This window comes from Longirhabdus pacifica (assembly GCF_004115085.1).
GTDB lineage: Bacteria > Bacillota > Bacilli > Paenibacillales > DSM-105158 > Longirhabdus > Longirhabdus pacifica.
Genome location: NZ_QXJP01000008.1, coordinates 74,393 through 91,754, shown reverse-complemented (window position 1 = coordinate 91,754; position 17,362 = coordinate 74,393). Strand labels below are relative to the sequence as shown.

The 17,362-nt window shown below is 37.2% G+C and carries 17 protein-coding genes; 14 read left to right on the top strand and 3 right to left on the bottom strand.

The window, feature by feature from the left end:
- The first annotated feature begins 140 nt into the window (after window positions 1–140).
- Window positions 141–695 carry a ribosome hibernation-promoting factor, HPF/YfiA family gene (gene hpf, locus D1Z92_RS08365; RefSeq protein WP_128895277.1) on the top strand — a complete coding sequence of 185 codons (555 nt, stop codon included), beginning with the start codon at window positions 141–143 and terminating at the stop codon, window positions 693–695.
- 123 nt (window positions 696–818) lie between these two features.
- Here the strand turns inward: hpf and D1Z92_RS08360 are convergent, their stop codons facing one another.
- Entirely contained in the window at window positions 819–1,601 is a 783-nt protein-coding gene (locus D1Z92_RS08360) for an SDR family NAD(P)-dependent oxidoreductase (RefSeq protein WP_206099727.1), read from the bottom strand.
- A gap of 235 nt (window positions 1,602–1,836) precedes the next feature.
- Here D1Z92_RS08360 and D1Z92_RS08355 point away from each other — a divergent pair, with 235 nt between their 5' ends.
- The 9 genes from D1Z92_RS08355 to D1Z92_RS08325 all read left to right on the top strand — a co-directional run bounded on the left by D1Z92_RS08355 (window position 1,837) and on the right by D1Z92_RS08325 (window position 11,177).
- On the top strand, window positions 1,837–2,019 hold the full coding sequence (locus D1Z92_RS08355) for a hypothetical protein (RefSeq protein ID WP_128895208.1): 183 nt from the start codon (window positions 1,837–1,839) through the stop codon (window positions 2,017–2,019).
- A 160-nt stretch (window positions 2,020–2,179) separates the two neighbouring features.
- A complete protein-coding gene (locus tag D1Z92_RS17720) occupies window positions 2,180–2,308 on the top strand; it encodes a hypothetical protein (protein WP_276318872.1) in 129 nt (42 codons plus the stop codon).
- Between the two features lie 168 nt (window positions 2,309–2,476).
- Window positions 2,477–4,225, top strand: coding sequence for an ABC transporter ATP-binding protein (locus D1Z92_RS08350; RefSeq protein ID WP_128895276.1), 1,749 nt, complete (start codon window positions 2,477–2,479; stop codon window positions 4,223–4,225).
- Window positions 4,226–4,630: 405 nt separating this feature from the next.
- Complete coding sequence (locus D1Z92_RS08345; RefSeq protein WP_128895207.1) at window positions 4,631–6,706, top strand: ABC transporter ATP-binding protein; 2,076 nt, start codon at window positions 4,631–4,633, stop codon at window positions 6,704–6,706.
- Window positions 6,707–6,909: 203 nt separating this feature from the next.
- Window positions 6,910–7,062 carry a hypothetical protein gene (locus D1Z92_RS17285; protein ID WP_164931515.1) on the top strand — a complete coding sequence of 51 codons (153 nt, stop codon included), beginning with the start codon at window positions 6,910–6,912 and terminating at the stop codon, window positions 7,060–7,062.
- A gap of 204 nt (window positions 7,063–7,266) precedes the next feature.
- The gene (gene ilvA / locus D1Z92_RS08340) at window positions 7,267–8,514 is read left to right on the top strand and encodes a threonine ammonia-lyase IlvA (RefSeq protein ID WP_128895206.1); all 1,248 of its coding nucleotides are present in this window, start codon (window positions 7,267–7,269) and stop codon (window positions 8,512–8,514) included.
- A 40-nt stretch (window positions 8,515–8,554) separates the two neighbouring features.
- Complete coding sequence (locus tag D1Z92_RS08335; protein WP_128895205.1) at window positions 8,555–9,154, top strand: trimeric intracellular cation channel family protein; 600 nt, start codon at window positions 8,555–8,557, stop codon at window positions 9,152–9,154.
- Between the two features lie 98 nt (window positions 9,155–9,252).
- Window positions 9,253–9,945 (top strand): ABC transporter ATP-binding protein, encoded by a 693-nt coding sequence (locus D1Z92_RS08330; RefSeq protein WP_128895275.1) that lies wholly within the window; start codon window positions 9,253–9,255, stop codon window positions 9,943–9,945.
- Window positions 9,942–11,177, top strand: coding sequence for an ABC transporter permease (locus D1Z92_RS08325; protein WP_128895204.1), 1,236 nt, complete (start codon window positions 9,942–9,944; stop codon window positions 11,175–11,177). Before D1Z92_RS08330 ends, D1Z92_RS08325 begins: the two co-directional genes overlap by 4 nt.
- Before the next feature lie 170 nt (window positions 11,178–11,347).
- On the opposite strand, the gene D1Z92_RS08320 is transcribed toward D1Z92_RS08325, so the two are convergent.
- On the bottom strand, window positions 11,348–12,145 hold the full coding sequence (locus D1Z92_RS08320; RefSeq protein WP_128895203.1) for a Cof-type HAD-IIB family hydrolase: 798 nt from the start codon (window positions 12,143–12,145) through the stop codon (window positions 11,348–11,350).
- A gap of 483 nt (window positions 12,146–12,628) precedes the next feature.
- On the opposite strand from D1Z92_RS08320, the gene D1Z92_RS08315 reads away from it, so the two are divergent.
- The 4 genes from D1Z92_RS08315 to D1Z92_RS08300 all read left to right on the top strand — a co-directional run bounded on the left by D1Z92_RS08315 (window position 12,629) and on the right by D1Z92_RS08300 (window position 16,897).
- Window positions 12,629–12,979: a carboxymuconolactone decarboxylase family protein gene (locus tag D1Z92_RS08315; protein ID WP_128895202.1), complete on the top strand. Its 351-nt coding sequence runs from the start codon at window positions 12,629–12,631 to the stop codon at window positions 12,977–12,979.
- A gap of 287 nt (window positions 12,980–13,266) precedes the next feature.
- Entirely contained in the window at window positions 13,267–14,730 is a 1,464-nt protein-coding gene (locus D1Z92_RS08310) for a GAF domain-containing sensor histidine kinase (RefSeq protein WP_164931514.1), read from the top strand.
- Window positions 14,731–14,842: 112 nt separating this feature from the next.
- The gene (locus D1Z92_RS08305) at window positions 14,843–15,520 is read left to right on the top strand and encodes a response regulator (RefSeq protein ID WP_128895200.1); all 678 of its coding nucleotides are present in this window, start codon (window positions 14,843–14,845) and stop codon (window positions 15,518–15,520) included.
- A gap of 153 nt (window positions 15,521–15,673) precedes the next feature.
- Window positions 15,674–16,897 carry an MFS transporter gene (locus D1Z92_RS08300; protein WP_164931513.1) on the top strand — a complete coding sequence of 408 codons (1,224 nt, stop codon included), beginning with the start codon at window positions 15,674–15,676 and terminating at the stop codon, window positions 16,895–16,897.
- A gap of 258 nt (window positions 16,898–17,155) precedes the next feature.
- Here the strand turns inward: D1Z92_RS08300 and D1Z92_RS08295 are convergent, their stop codons facing one another.
- Window positions 17,156–17,362: a hypothetical protein gene (locus tag D1Z92_RS08295; protein WP_128895198.1), complete on the bottom strand. Its 207-nt coding sequence runs from the start codon at window positions 17,360–17,362 to the stop codon at window positions 17,156–17,158.

Here is a 17,362-nt window from a genome sequence, read left to right as displayed (position 1 = left end):
TGCGATTGGCAACTGAATCGCAAACAAGTGAACATATACTGAAATTTCATTAATGTTTGAAACATTAATGAAATTTGTAAATTCTTTTTGAAGTTAGGTTTTTGTCTATGGTAAAATGGAGAAAAGGAGGAGTTACTATGATGAATTTTCACGTTAGAGGAAACCAAATTGAAGTTACAGAAGCCCTGAAGGATTATGTGGAGAAGAAAATCGGTAAATTGGAAAAATATTTCGACACTCCCCCTGAATCAGATGCTCATGTAACATTAACGGTTGTTAAAGATCTTCATAATGTTGAGGTTACTATTCCTTTACAAAATGTGCTTTTAAGAGCGGAAGTGCGTGGCGAAGATATGTACGCTTCCATTGATTTAGCTGTAGATAAACTGGAAAGACAAATTAGAAAGCATAAAACAAAATTAAATCGTAAAGTACGTCAAAAAAGTGGTCTGAAAGGCCTTTTCAAAGAAAATGGTATTACAACTTCTGCATACAGCGAAGTAGAGGAAGACGATTTGACAGTAGTTCGTACAAAACGTCACTTACTTAAACCAATGGATGTGGAAGAAGCAATATTACAAATGAATATGGTAGGACATAATTTCTTCGTATTTTCTAATATGAACACAGAAGAAGTGAACGTAGTGTACAAACGCAATGACGGTAAATACGGTTTAATTGAACCAGCGCAATAATACAATAAATATGATGTAATAAAAATATAAAATAATGATAGACATGCATAATTGTAATTGAAATGCTGAAAGGAGTCTGGACTTTTAAAGCCAGACTCCTTTTATATACTGATACATTTTCAATCATTTTTTTCCCACCGATTCTAATACTTTTCTACTTATGTTTACCGCGGCTCTTCTAGGTGCTAGTCGATTTGCTTGCACGATGACGTTATTCATTGTTCCAGTTATCACCGTCGATTTACCCCGTAGTAAGCCTCTATACCCAAGTTTAGCTACAGTAGAAGCACTCATCATATACTTTTTGTTCACATCTACCCCTTGTAGACCGTCTCGCTTCCCAAACTCCGTTTCTGTAAACCCAGGGCATAAAGCTGTTACGGTAACACCGCTGTTTTTAAGTTCATTCCCTATCGCTTCAGAAAAAGACAAAACATATGATTTAGTCGCGCTGTATACTGCCATAAAAGGACAGGGTTGAAAAGCAGCAGTGGAAGCGACATTTAAAACTTTCCCTTGTTTTCTCTTTATCATTTCAGGAATAAATAATCTTGTAAGGGCTGTGAGCGATGAGATATTAACGTGAATCATTTGAAGCTGTGAAGAAAGATCACTCTCATGAAAAAGTCCATATGAGCCAACTCCTGCATTGTTTACAAGGGTATGAACGACCAAGTTTTGCTCTTTACAATGATCATAAATGTCTACTGCTGCATGTGTTTCTGCTAAATCTTTTTTTATGATTTGAACATCGATTGGATGATGTTTTGTTATATGTTTCGCTAATGCATGTAATTTATCTTCGCGACGGGCAACAAGGATGAGATGATGCCCATTTTGTGCAAATAGTTTTGCAAGTTCCAATCCAATGCCACTAGATGCGCCTGTAATTAAAGCGTATTCCATCGCTGACACCTCACTTTCCATTTTGTACATGACGATGTTGCTGACGAAAAATAAATCTGTATTCTACACTTTATTGTATGTGCTCTTTATATGAATATTAGTATAGGTCAACATATAAAAGAATATGAACATATACAACATGATCTCCAATAAACAATTTTTAAGCAACATTTTCTTTCTGCAACATATACTAAGTGGTGGAGTCATATTAAATATGAATAAAGGAGCATCAAGCATGAATACAGGCGTGTATAGTGTAGAAGAACGCTTACGGCGTACAAAAAAAATGTTGAAAGAAAAGGAGCATTTGAAACATTTAATCCAAGAAGATGTTAACGAGCTAGAACATGATGTAAAGCAATTGGAAGAAATGTTGGCAAAGGAAACAAGCCAATCCAAACAAAGTGTGCATAGCTAACCAAATCTTATACGATCATAACAGAGAGCCAGATTGGCTCCTTTTCGTTTTAGTTGGATAATTGGAAATGTTTAAAAAAAACGTTGACAAAATGTTTCCAACGGTGATAAGATACTCAACATAAGATTCATACATACATCATAAAAAGGAGGTTACGATCATGAAAGCCATCATAAGAATGCAAGATCTATCTGTTCAGAGTAACAGAACGGGAGTCCCAACAGCAATTAAATATAAGAAAGATCAATTCAATCTTTCATATCGTGACCTGTCTATATCTGTATTTTAAGTTATCCATAAGCGCTAATGTAGAATAAACGTTAGCGAATTACGGTGAACGTAAATCAAAGCGCAGGTCACACTATATCATTCGTGACATGCGCTTATATATTTTTTTGGAACCTAAAGCACATCACTGAAGTGGTGTGCTTTGTTGCATTTAAAAGGAGATGATAACGTGTTTGCAGCACTAACGAAATTAAAATGGTTTTTTGTACTAGAGAAAAAGCGCTATATTGTGGCTATTAGTTTGCTGATATTAGTAGGTGCATTAGAGCTCGTACCTCCAAGGCTGCTAGGGAATGCGGTCGACGAGATTGTCATTGGCTCCATGACCAGTGAAAGTTTATGGCGCTACATTAGTTACTTTCTTATCACGATCGCAATTATTTACATGATTACGTATGTATGGATTTATAATTTATTTGGTGGTTCTTTTGTTTATCAGAGAATGCAACGTTCTTTTTTGATGAAACATTTTTTGAAAATGAGCCCAACCTTTTATGAAAAAAATCGTACTGGAGATTTAATGGCGAGAGCAACGAACGATCTGCAAGCCATATCCTTAACGGTAGGATTCGGAGTCTTAACATTAGTCGATTCTACGTTGTACTTATTTTTTATTTTGCTGGCAATGTGGTTTACGATAAGTTGGAAATTGACCTTGGTTGCACTTATTCCAATGCCAATACTTGCTCTTACCGTCAATAAATATGGAAAAGTCATTCATAAGCGATTTATGAAAGCCCAAGATTCATTTGGAAAAATGAATGACGAAGTGCTAGAATCCGTCTCAGGCGTTCGAGTTATTCGTTCTTACGTCCAAGAGCGAGCAGATGAGCGTAAATTTAAAGGGGCAACAGAAGATGTATATGAAAAAAACATGAATGTTGCCAAAGTAGATGCTTTACTCGAACCAGCAATCAAAATTTTGATTGGAGCAAGTTATTTGTTATGTAACATGTTTGGTATCTACTTGATTTTCCAAACGGAATTAACACTAGGTAAACTCGTAACATTTAACGTCTATCTTGGATTCGTGACATGGCCGATGTTTGCAATCGGACAATTGATTAACGTCATGCAGCGTGGTAATGCTTCTCTTGATCGTATAAATACGACAACATCGTATGAACCTGATGTGAAAGATGAAGGGGACTTAGTGGAAGTGAAAAGGCCAGAGGAAATTGAATTTAGAAACGTAACATTCCGCTATCCTTCCGCTGTAGATGTGAATCAGTTGGAAAATGTATCATTTAGATTGAAAAGAGGACACACGCTAGGTGTCGTTGGAAAAACGGGAAGCGGGAAATCAACGCTAATTCGTCAATTGCTGCGTGAATATCCTGTAGGTGATGGACAAATCAACATCTCCAACGTACCTATTGATAACATTGCGCTAGATACGTTGCATCAATGGATAGGCTACGTGCCACAGGAACAAATTTTGTTCTCTAAGACAGTAAGAGAGAACATTAAATTCAGCAAACCAAATGGTACGGATGAAGAAATGTATGACGCGATGAAATTGGCTGTATTTGATAAAGATGTCGAACGTTTGTCAGATGGATTAGAAACATTAGTTGGGGAAAAGGGAGTCGCGTTGTCAGGAGGACAGAAACAACGTATTTCCATTGCCAGAGCGCTCATGTTAGATCCAGAAATATTGCTGTTAGATGATGCAATGTCTGCGGTAGATGCGAAAACAGAGACATCGATTATACGAAACATTCAAAATGTAAGATCAGGCAAAACGACCATCATTACAACGCACCGCTTATCTGCTGTCCAACATGCAAATTGGATTATTGTGTTAGGTGACGGTGCCATCATAGAAGAAGGTACGCATGAACAACTCATTCAACGAAACGGTTGGTATAAACAGCAGTTTGATCGCCAACAACTGGAACAGAAATTAGATCAATAACATCACTAAAAAAAATATATAGAAGGGAACGATGAAAAAATGATGATACTAACAAAAAGAAGACGTAAACAACAAATATTAGAGGGAACAGGAACGAAACGAAAGCATAAAGACAATGAAAAAATAAACATGAGGCAAATTTACAAGTCATGAAGTAAGTCTGCCTCGATAACGAGGTGAACAGGGTGAACTTAATCTATAAACTTTTGACCATTCATCGATTGCAAATTAATGTATCATTGAACTGGATAAATAAAAATGAGTATCTGGAAGAAATATATGCATATAACCAACGAATGAATGAAATAGAAAAAGAAAAGATGAAATATATAAATGAAATAAGATATTATTAATACAATGGTTAAACTACCATATTATACGGTTTAATCATAGGAGGTGAAGTGGTTGTCCATATCAAGGAGATTACTAAGCTACGCTGCTTTGTATAAGAAAACCATATTAATCGCATTATCTTTATTGATCGTTGCAGCTTCAGCGGACCTAGCTGGTCCGCTCATTATGAAAAATATAATAGATAATCACGTAACAGGTATTGAAAGACCGTGGTACGTATCAGAACAATCCGAAGATGCTGTGCAATATGAAGGAGTTTGGTACAAACGAAGTGATCGTTTTTCAGCAGGAGAATCACAAGGTGCGGAAGTCAATATACTACAAGCTGGAACGACATACTACTTTGTCAATGAAGCCATTTCATCTTCGGATGGAAAGCGAGAATATAGCGATGGGCAATTAAGCATTACTCGTGGGGAAAATGTTGTCTTTTATAATGCAACGCCACTGAGCAAAGAAGAGCTATATTTATTTTACAAACCAGAAATTAATCCGATCATTAAACTCGCATCTATTTTCGGAGGACTGATCTTAATTTCCGCGCTGTTCCATTACGGTCAACGCTATTTATTGCAGCTTGCTGCAAATCGTATCATTCAAAAAATGAGAACAGATCTTTTCGGACATTTACAGCGTTTGCATATTCAATACTTCGATACATTGCCAGCAGGTAAAATTGTATCGAGAGTTACCAACGATACCGAAACGATCAGAGAATTGTTTGTTACGGTATTAGCAAGCTTTGTGACTAGCTTTATGTACATCGGTGGGGCATTAACCGCTTTATTTTTCTTGGATACGAACTTAGCATTAATATGTTTAATTGTCGTTCCCATTATTTTTGCTTGGATGTGGATGTATCGCACGATTGCTTCCAAGTACAATCATAATATTAGGACGTTAATTAGTGATATTAATGCAAACATTAACGAATCCATTCAAGGGATGCCTGTCATTAGAGCGTTTAATAAACAAAAAGAAAGACAAGAAGAATTTGAAACTTTCAATAAGGAACATTTCCATTTCCAAAATAAACTGCTTAATTTAAACGCCATGACAGGACATAACTTAGTAGGAACGTTAAGAAATCTTTCGTTCGTTGCCGTGATTTGGTATTTTGGTGGGGCAACCATCAGCTCTACTTCGATCATCTCCATGGGAGTACTGTATGCGTTTATCGATTACTTAGGTCGAATATTTAACCCACTAGTTGAAATTGTGAACCGTTTGCCAGAGCTGAATCAAGCGATGGTGTCCACGGAAAGAGTGTTCCAATTGTTAGATGAAAAGGGTATCCATGTAGCAGATGAGAAAAAAGAACGTATACAAGGAAATGTAGAGTTTGATGATGTATCTTTCTCTTATGTCAATAATGAATTAGTCCTTAAACATATTTCGTTTGAGGCCAATAAAGGGGAAACGATCGCTTTAGTTGGGCACACAGGCTCAGGGAAAAGTTCCATTATGAACTTATTGCTTCGTTTTTACGATGCGCAGCATGGTGAAATTCGTATAGACGGGGAAGAAATTAAATCGATACCACATCAAACATTGCGTCAACATTTAGGTATCGTACTGCAAGATCCGTTTTTATTTACGGGCACCATAGCGTCCAATGTCAGTTTAAATGATCCGAAAATTACGAGAGAGCAAGTGGACGATGCTTTAAATCGCATTGGTGCAGCTCAAATTTTCAAAAATTTAGAGCATGGATATGACGAGCCAGTATTAGAAAAAGGGAGCACGCTCTCTGCAGGGCAAAGACAAATCATTTCCTTTGCGCGAGCACTTGCTTTTAACCCAGCCATTCTCGTATTAGATGAAGCTACAGCGAATATTGATACGGAAACAGAAGCGATCATTCAACATGCATTAGATGTATTGAAAGAAGGTCGAACGACGTTTATTATTGCGCATCGACTCTCTACTATTAAAAATGCAGATAAAATTCTCGTATTGGATAAAGGGGTTATCGTAGAACGTGGTAACCATGATGAATTGATGCAACAAGAAGGGAAATACTTCAACATGTATCAATTACAAAAAGGGAAGAAACAACAACAGACTCAAGAGAATAAAAATAAACTGGGTAGTAAAAAGAAAAATACCAAAGTAGCAGTGTTATAAAAGTAAAATAGTACAAAATAAGTTAAAAGCGATTTCCTCACTGTAGGAAATTGCTTTTTTTATTGGACTTAAGTCTAGTTACATTTCCGCCTAAAGTTGAGGGGGAATACCCATCTAAAGCCGGTTTCGGCGGAAAACGATAGCCGTTAAACTAAATATACAATAAAAAATAAATACGTTCTAACTCTTGGGGAGGGAAAAATATGCACAATCATACAACAATAAAACAATGGGTTCAACATCGCATTCATCGTCATACACAAAAAAGAACATTAACAAAAATATATGAGAATCAAATACAGTTAAAACGGTTGGAGAGGGAGAGAAGTCGGACATTAATCTATTATCGATTATAATGTTTGCACATACATGTAATATCAACAACATCGTTGTATCAAAGTAACCATAAAATGAATACGTCATTAGTACTCAAAGGTTTGATGATGTTTCACTCTAAAGCGTTTCTCAAATCATGATGTTTCTTCTTCTCTCTATAACTTCATTCATATTTATGCTAAAATATTTTTGTACAACATCTTGTAGGAGAAGGGACAAGAAGAATGAGCAATGTAACCTTGCAAGAAATTATAAACGCGGAGCGTGCACTCAGTAAATTTATTGATCGTACGCCTTTACAAAAGAGTGATTTATTATCTGAAAAATATGAATGTAATTTATACATGAAGCGAGAAGATTTACAAGTTGTTCGTTCGTTTAAAATTCGCGGAGCATATAACGCCATAAGAAACTTATCAGCAGAACAAAGGAAACGTGGAGTCGTATGTGCCAGTGCGGGTAATCATGCGCAAGGCGTAGCTTATTGCTGTAAGATGTTAAATATTAAAGGCAAAGTATTTATGCCTGCCACCACACCACGACAAAAGATGTCGCAAGTAAAGTTTTTTGGTGGTAAGCAAATTGAAGTCGTGATTACAGGCGATACATTTGATGATTCATTTGAAAAAGCAAAAGAATATTGTGAACAAGAGAAGATGGTGTTTATACATCCATTTGATGATATACATACGGTTGTTGGACAAGGTACGGTAGGACTAGAGATTATGGATCAAATACATGAATCTGTTGACTACGTATTCTCCAGCATTGGCGGCGGTGGTTTAGTTTCCGGAATGGGAACGTACATTAAAGCGCTTAGCCCTACAACACAAATTATTGGTGTTGAGCCTGAAGGCGCACCAGGAATGAAAACAGCTTTTGATCAGGGCGGAGTGGTGAAGTTAGATGAGATTGATCCGTTCGTAGATGGAGCAGCAATTAAACAAGTAGGAAAACTGAATTATGAAATGTGTAAAAAAGTAGTCGATGACATTTTAGTGCTTCCAGAAGGAAAAGTATGTACGACGATATTAGAGCTTTATAATAACCATGCTATCGTTGTGGAGCCTGCAGGTGCGCTATCTATTGGGGCATTGGATTTCTATAAAGAAGAAATAAAAGGAAAGAATGTGGTTTGTGTCATTAGTGGGGGAAATAATGACATAGATCGTATGCAAGAAATAAAAGAGCGCTCCATGATTTATGAAGGGTTAAAACATTACTTTATTATTACTTTCCCGCAGCGCGCCGGTGCATTAAGACAATTTTTAGATGAAATATTAGGGCCTAATGACGATATTACAAGGTTCGAATATGTCAAAAAGAATGATAGAGGCGATGGCCCTGCTATGGTTGGTGTGGAGCTCAAACATCGTGATGACTATCATGGGTTAATAAAACGCATGAAAGAAAAAGATTACGCTTATGTAGAAATCAACGACAATCCGGAATTGTTCTATTTCTTAGTGTAAGGAACATGGCATGGTTGTGTATTAAAGGAGAAGAGAAAGATTGACCTGGGATATATGGAATGTTATTGGAACGATTGCGTTTGCCGTTTCTGGTGTTATCGTAGCAATGGAAGAAGAATATGATATATTAGGTGTTTACTTTCTTGGACTGGTCACAGCTTTCGGCGGCGGGGCAACGAGGAACTTATTAATCGGAGTGCCTGTAGATCGATTGTGGGAACAAGGAAATTTATTTATGATTGCTATCATCACGATGACGATCGTATTCGTTATCCCAAATTTGTGGTTCAATTATATTAAACATTGGACTTTTTTTGATGCGCTTGGACTTTCGGCATTTGCTATTCAAGGCGCACTGTATGCCGTGGAGATGCAGCATACGATAAGTGCTGCCATTTTTGCCGCATTGCTAACGGGCAGTGGGGGAGGTCTCATTCGAGACGTGCTCGCTCATCGTAAGCCGCTCATTTTCCGAGATGAAATATATGCGCTATGGGCTATGCTGGGAGGCCTTGTCATTGGTCTTGGTTGGGCGAACGACCCATGGGAGTTATATGTTTTGTTTGCCATCATTGTCAGCTTGAGATTGCTTTCTGTGAAGTATCATTGGAAGCTACCTAAACGAAAATTACATAGTTAATGTATGGATGTGACTTTCTAGAGTTTGGTTGTACTACGCTAGAAGGTTTTTTTTTTGAAATAAATAAATATGATTATAGGAAGGCGATGAAAGGTGAAATGATTGAATTAGAAAATATAAACCATTCATTTGAAATCGGAACTAAGAAACATAAACGAAAAGTACCTGTCCTGCATGATATTCATTTAAAAGTGGAACAAGGTGAGATATTGTCTATTATGGGACGCAGCGGGACTGGAAAATCTACATTGCTACATCTCATTAGTGGTTACATTAAACCACAACAAGGGAAAATAATGATCAACGATACGGAAGTCACCCATTTTACCGAAGGTGAATGGGCCGATTTTCGTTTACAACATTTAGGTTTTGTTTTTCAAAATTTTCAGCTTATCCCTAGTATGACCGCAATGCAAAATGCCGAGCTTCCCCTTATTCTTCATGGCGTTCCTGAAGCAGAAAGAAAAAATAAAGTGACGGACATGATGAAAAGGCTAGATATCGAGAAATACATGGAACATTATCCGAGTGAATTATCTGGAGGACAACAACAGAGAGTGAGTATTGCTAGAGCATTAATGTTAAATCCTTCAATTATTTTAGCCGACGAACCAACAGGAAGTTTAGATAGTGAAAATGAGCAATCCCTATTGCACTTTATTAAGCAGTTAAATGAAGAGCATGGTATTACATTTTTAATTATTACGCATGATGAACAAGTCGCAAAAGTCGGACACCGGACATTACTGATGAAAGATGGCCGCATTGCGGAAGGAGGCCATGCGATATGAAGTGGAAAGATAAATTGAAATTTGTAAGACAAAACGTGAAAAAGAATCGCATGCGCACATTTATGACGGTACTTGCCACAGCAATGAGCTGCGCATTTTTAATTATTATTGCTTCGGTAGGATTTGGTGTGCAAAAGACTGTGGTGGATGAATTGACTGCTGATGCGTTAGTAACGGAAATTGATATTCATAGTCGTATAGACAGTGACTTCGGACAAATAACGTTAGCCGACATACAGTACTTTGAGTCATTAGACCACGTAAAGGCTGTTACCCGCAGCAATTTTACTGGTCTGACTATGGAGGATGACGACGACACTACATCTGATGCATCTATCTTTGGTGAAATTACCGCTATGGAAGCGTTAAAGCAAAGTGGCAAGTTGGAGTTGGCTTATGGCAAATATCCTGAAAAGGAAAATGAAGTAGTTGTTGGTGCACATTTTTCCGATGTTTTTTCAGAACGTGCTTTTCGTAATATAGAAGATACGCAGCAATGGCTGGATAAAACAATAAACATCATGGTAACTGGTGAAAGTACTACAATGGAAGTAAAAATAGTAGGGATTATAGAAGAACCCAAGAAAGAATGGGTTTCAAGTGAACAGATAGTGATTGATGAATTACTGTTACTTAATCATGGTGTATCCTTAGGAGATAGCCAACAATATGATAATGTAAAAGTATATATGGACCATGTAAAATACGTAGAAGAGACAAATAAAGCAATTAGCGAAGCAGGCTATTTTACTTATGCTGTCATTAGTGAAATCGAGCAATTTAGTTCGTTTTTCTTTATTTTTCAAGCTGGGCTTATTTTTGTGGGCGTGATAGCTATCATTATCGCTTCTATCGGGATTTATAATACGATGACGATGGCAGTAACAGAACGTATCCAAGATATTGGTATTATGAAAGCTATAGGGTCACACCCATCCACAATACGTCAGTTGTTTTTAATTGAAAGTGCGTATATCGGTTTTATTGGGGCAATCATTGGGACGAGTGTGTCTTATTTACTGAGCAAAATGGTGAATGTAGCTATGCCTGTACTATTAGAGTTAGCAATTGAGAGACAACCACCAGAAGATTTTATTTTTTCCTATATTCCGCTTTCGCTTGTTATCATTGCAGTAACGATTTGTATTGGCATTGCAATCATTTCTGGTATAAGACCAGCAATGCGAGCAACACGTGTTGATGTGTTAAAAGCACTGAGGAGAGATATTTAAAAAATCATTGCTAAAAGTAAATAAAATGAACCGCATATGAAAATTAACTCCTCACATCATACACCTTTTTATACTTTTACCAAGCATCACATACGATGGTGTGAGAGATCGAGGGGTTAAGCAACCCCTCTTACTTCATTCATTTCTTGTAGTTTTTCTATTCATTGTGTTTAGTTCTTCAATATGAATTTCTCAATCACGTGTTTCACGCCTTCTTCATTGTTTGAGCGAGTAACATAATTGGCAACGTCCTTTAGAGGTGCTACTGCATTCTCCATGGCAACACCTAGTCCAGCAGCTTCAATCATTTCATGATCGTTCCAGCTATCTCCAATGGCGATGACTTCAGCAATATCACAGTCATAATGTTCAGCGAGGAATCGTACAGCGTGCCCTTTCGTTGCTTCTTTGTGGACAAATTCAAGGAAGTTCGGCTTTGATTTTGTCATATGAACGTCTTGGCCAATTTGTTGATCAAGATGGTTTTTCATTTCATCTAACACTTCCGGCTCATCAATAATAATGAGTTTAGATAAAGGTAAGTGGCTTAATGTAGACATATCTTCTTCAATAATATACGCTACATTAGATAAACGACAATACTGAATGAGCTTTTCGTTTTCTTCTTGCGCATAAAGCTGATCGTTATAGTACGCCTGAATGTGAAGGTCATGTTCCTTTGCATATTGAAACATAAATGCTACAACGGTTTGTGGCAAATAACGTTCATAAATGGTGTCTTCATCAAGACAATTTTTGATAAGCGCCCCTTGATAAGTAATAATAGGCACGTTAATGTCCAATTGCTTTGCAATTTTCTTTGCAGAGGCGAACATTCTCCCCGTTGCTAACGTCACCACAACACCTTGATCTGTTGCAGCTTGTAGCGCTTGTTTCGTACCTTCTGTTACTTCATTACTATCCGTTAGTAACGTATCATCAATGTCAATTGTGATCATTTTATACATGATGCTTTTCTCCTTTTTCCTATCCTTGAAAGGGTTGTTTTTATATATAAGTTGAATAACTTGTTTAACCAACTTATTACCACTATTCATAAGATGGAGAAATCTCAATATCACACTTTTTACGCCTGGCTACTGAGGCGTAAATTTGTATTAGATCATTTCTTCATCTTCTATATAGTATACCATGATATGCGTTGCATAAGACGGTACAGTCACGTGTACAAACCATAACAAATCAAGCCTGTACAAACCAACAAAGACGTTTTATTGACAAGAATTCATGCTTAAAAAGTACATTGTTAAATGAAATGAGGAAATGATGAAATTCGTTAAAGACATCTGCATGATAGTGTGAATAAATGGTTACTGCAACGGAGTAACATATACATGAAAAAAATGGGCAACATAACATAAGTAAAAGATGAAAGAGGCATTATTTTACCAAAAAAGCAAAATAGATGGTTACTAACAGGAGGGTATGCAATGGATGAACAACAAATGGATAACAAAATAGGTGCATATAAAATAGGCGTAGGACATATGCAAGATCAATCACCGCAAGTGGTGCAAGCTTATCATCACTTTACAGGCGAGTGCTTTAAAGAAGGGGAATTATCAGCGAAAGAAAAACAGTTGATTGCGCTAGGCATTAGTATGTTTGCTAACAACGAAGTGTGTACATATTATCATGTGCATGAATCCCTGACACATGGTGCAACGCATGGAGAAGTGATGGAAAGCGTCGCTGTGGCAGCTGCACTTGGCGGAGGTCATGTCATGTCGCAAGGGGTGACAAGGGTACAGAAGGCATTGGAAAACCAACCGTTACACTAATGCCTTTTATACAAAACTCAAAAAGTTCTCGAAACTCTCATGCTGCAGTGATTAAACGCTGTAAGTATGAGAGTTTTTTGTTGTTTGTGAACTTTTTAACGGGGGATGGGATTGAAAAATATGAGAGTGGAGTGGAGTGAGTATAAATTATGCTTGAAAAAGAATACATCGAATGTCAAACTTAACATAATACAAACTACGGCATGATTAAAATGATCATTAGGCAAAAATTAGCTGCATACGTATATGGCGGGCTACATAGAGGAACGAACAGTAGGGGGAAATTCATGCTGAAAAAAATGAATGAATCAGAATTAATCACACTACAGACGATTGCCGAACTGTTGAATCAATGTGTGGAAATCGAAGATATGTTGCATACAGTGTTGCAAAAATTGTTAGAGGTCACAGGTTTAACGACAGGTTGGATTTACATGATAGAGGAAGAACCATATTATACATGTGAAGCGGACTATCGACTACCTCCTGCATTGCAAAAAGACGATAAACAAGTGATGGAACGGGGAGATTGTTGGTGTTTGAATCGATTTTGGGACGGAAGATTACAAAACGCAGTAAACATTATTAATTGCAAACGTATCGAAGAAGCAATCAAGTATAAATGGGGGGACACGAAAGGGATTACACACCATGCTACCATTCCTTTGCGCACTGGAGATAAACTGCGAGGTTTATTAAATGTGGCAGCACCAGGCAAAGAACATTTTAATGAGGAAGAGCTGGCATTATTGCAGTCCGTAGCATTACAAATCGGTACAGCATTAGAGCGTGTCACATTATTTCAAACCGAACGGATGCGAGCAGATTATTTTGCTAAGTTAGGTAAGTTGAATAGTGAATGGAACCATGTAGAACAATCATTCGAGATACCTAGTGTGACAATGCATTGGCTACGGGAAAATTTTCAATGGGACTGTTTATTTTTTCATACTAACGATAAACACCAAAGTCCAGACATCGTAAAGAAAGCTTTTCAACAAAAAATGACCATAAGTCAGCATTACGAACTAGCTGTGGCTGTGACCTATGCAGACGATATGATAGGAGCGATATATTTGCGGTTTTCTCCACCTGAAAAAATTGGTGTCGTGGAGAGAGAGATACTTGAAAATGTGTCTAAGCAAATGGTATTGCAAATAGAAAACATGAAAATAAGTCAGCAGCGACATGAATTAATCAAATGGGAAGAGCGTAATCGATTAGCACGTGATTTACATGATTCGGTTAATCAATCTTTATTTTCGTTGCAATTGACCGCCAAAGGAATGGAAGGGTTGTTGCAACAGACACAACAAACAGAACAGCAGGAAAACAAGTTGCCAGCACAAACGTCATTTGCTGAGATGAGAGAAGCACTTGATGATATTCAATCTTTATCTAGCGGTGCTTTAGTAGAAATGCGTGCTTTAATCATGCAATTACGTCCGATGGGTTTGGAGGCAGGGCTGCTGAAAGGTTTTGAAAACTATGGACAGCGGCTTGGTTTGCAGGTTAAAACACATATAAAAGGTTTGAAGAATATGGATCGCTGTATGGAAGAAGCGTTGTGGCGTATAGGACAAGAGGCGTTGAATAATGTGCGTAAACATGCGAATTGCAACACAGTAGAAATCCACCTTCACTGTTCACAGGATGAGGTGAACATGAAGGTCATCGATTTTGGGAAAGGCATTGACAAACAGGAAACCACATCAGGATTTGGTTTACATAGTATGAAAGAGAGAGCGTAAGCTTTAGGCGGGAAATGTGTTGTGGATAGTAACCCACAGCAGGGGACAGTCGTTACCGTCGTTTTACCACTAAAGAAATAAAATAAGAAGCAAGTAATGGGGTGAAGAAACGATGAGTATTAATATTATGCTTGTAGATGATCATAAAATAGTACGGAAAGGGCTTCAATTTTTTTTAAAAACACAAGCAGATTTTCATATCGTAGGGGAAGCAAGTAACGGGCAGGAAGCATTGGAAAAAATAAAACAATGGATGCCAGATGTCATATTATTAGACTTAATGATGCCTGTAATGGACGGAGTAGAAGCGACAAAGGCTATACGGCAAACATATAAAGATATAAAAATTATGGTGCTCACGACATTTGCAGACCAAGATCACGTCATTCCAGCGATTCAAGCAGGAGCAAATGGATATGTACTGAAAGAAATAGAACCAGTTGAATTAGCAAAAGCGATTAGAATTGTACATAGCGGACAATCATATTTAGATCCTACTGTAGCAGGACAGGTGATGAATCAAGTTCAACATCCTACAAATCCAAGTACAGCAGATCATCAAGTGAATGATGAACAGCCAGTAGAAGCGCTTACGCCGAGAGAGACGGAAATATTAAGATACATTGCTTCAGGTCTTAGCAATAAAGAGATTGCTGCAACATGCTCCATTACAGAGAAGACAGTAAAAACACACGTCAGTAATATTTTAGGTAAACTTGGTTGTGCAGATCGGACACAGGCTGCTATTTACGCCGTGAAGCATGGTTTGGATGTGGAAAGTAATACATGATAAACATGAAATCAGACTAAAGTAGTACAAAGTCCGAAGGGTATTCGGGCTTTTTTACGATGTCGAAGTAGACCTTTTCCCCGAGGTCAAGTTGGAAAATACAAGTTAAAATAATTATACACAGGAAGAGGACTAGAAAAGAGGGCGATCAATTTGATTCTAAAAGATAAAAGGCTACATGCCATCTTAACTGCTAATTTATTTTCTTCTATAGGATTAGGTATTTCCGGAACGGTAGTTACGTGGAATTTAATTCAATCAGCGAATGGTGCACAACTTTACGGCTATGTCATTGCGGTTATGAATATTACGATGTTTTTAATACTGCCTTATTTAGGCACGATGGTGGATCGGTATTCTAGGAAAAAAGTCATTATTTTCGCAGAAGTATTTGGCTTAACTATTACGTTTCTCGTTTTATGCTTTGGTTACGTATCTCAAGGCTTGGATGTTTGGCACTTTGTCGTATTACTTATGTTGAGTTATATTTATTACCCTTTACAAATTCCTGCCAAAATTGCACTTTGCCAAGAAATATTTGATGCATCACAATATCGAACGTTGAACAGTGCACTAGAAATTCAAGGGCAAACAGCAGCCATGATTAGTGCAGGTATAACAGCATTAGCGATGAAGTATTTATCGTTGTTTACTATTTTGTGGATCGATGTGTTGACGTATGTGATTGCTATTAGCTTTATTATGTTCATTCCATATACGGCGAAGCAATCAGAGCGGTTACAAAAGTCAAAGGCATGGGCAAACATCTCAGAAGGATTTATGTATTTAAAAAATCGTAAGCGATTATTATTGTTTTTGCTAGGTACTTTCATCCCTTTCGTCATGGTTATGATAGGTAATTATATCAACCCCATTCATATTAAAGATACGCTAGGTGCAGGACTAGAAGTGTTCGCTTCTTTTGAAATGTTTTATGCTATAGGTGCCATTTTAGCTGGGTTTATGATGACAATATTAATGAAAAAGTACGGCGATTTTACAGCGTGTTTTACGATGATGATTATTTTTACTATAGGTATGATGAGCATTATTATTATTCCTAATGTAGCCATGTTGCTTGTGGCATCGTTGTTATTTGGTTTAGGAAATGCAGGAACAAGGGTAGGTAGGAACGTAATCATGATGAAAATTGTCCCAAATGACATCATAGGAAGAGTAAGCAGTTTTGTACAAGGGATGGGTTTGTTGATTCGAACGACGTCTATTTTCATCTTATCCTCCATTATTCATCAAATCAGTACCCTGCATGCTTTTTCCGTCATGACATTCATGTTATTACTAGCCCTTTTTGCAGTTTGGAAAGTTAGGGATACAGTGATAGAGGACAAAGTGAGCGTTACCCATGTAAGTGTGTAATAAGCATCGATAAAGCATGTAAAGTAAAAAGATTTTGTAATACGAAAAAAATAAAGAGACAAGGGAACATCCAACATTAAGTGAGTGGGAACAGAAGCAAATAAGTATATAGTTTAGCGAGCAACGATGTGAAGTAGTAAATGAGAATGCAAATAGGAAAAGGGAGTTTACAAGAAACCAGAATAAAGCAGATAGAAGGGAATATACATGATATACCCTCTTGTCTGCTCCTCCTGAATTGAACATATGTTTTACTCGTTAGTCATTTCGAATAATCAAATAAATGATAATTCCTAGAATGGGAAAAAATATAGTAGCGACAAGTATTAAAATCGCATATTCTTTGCTTTTTCCTTTACGTAAACTGTCACGATATGCCCAAACACTCGTTAAAATATTAATAATAAACAAAACGATAGAAATGATGAAAAACGTTAAAACAATATTCAAAGCGATAAATTCCAT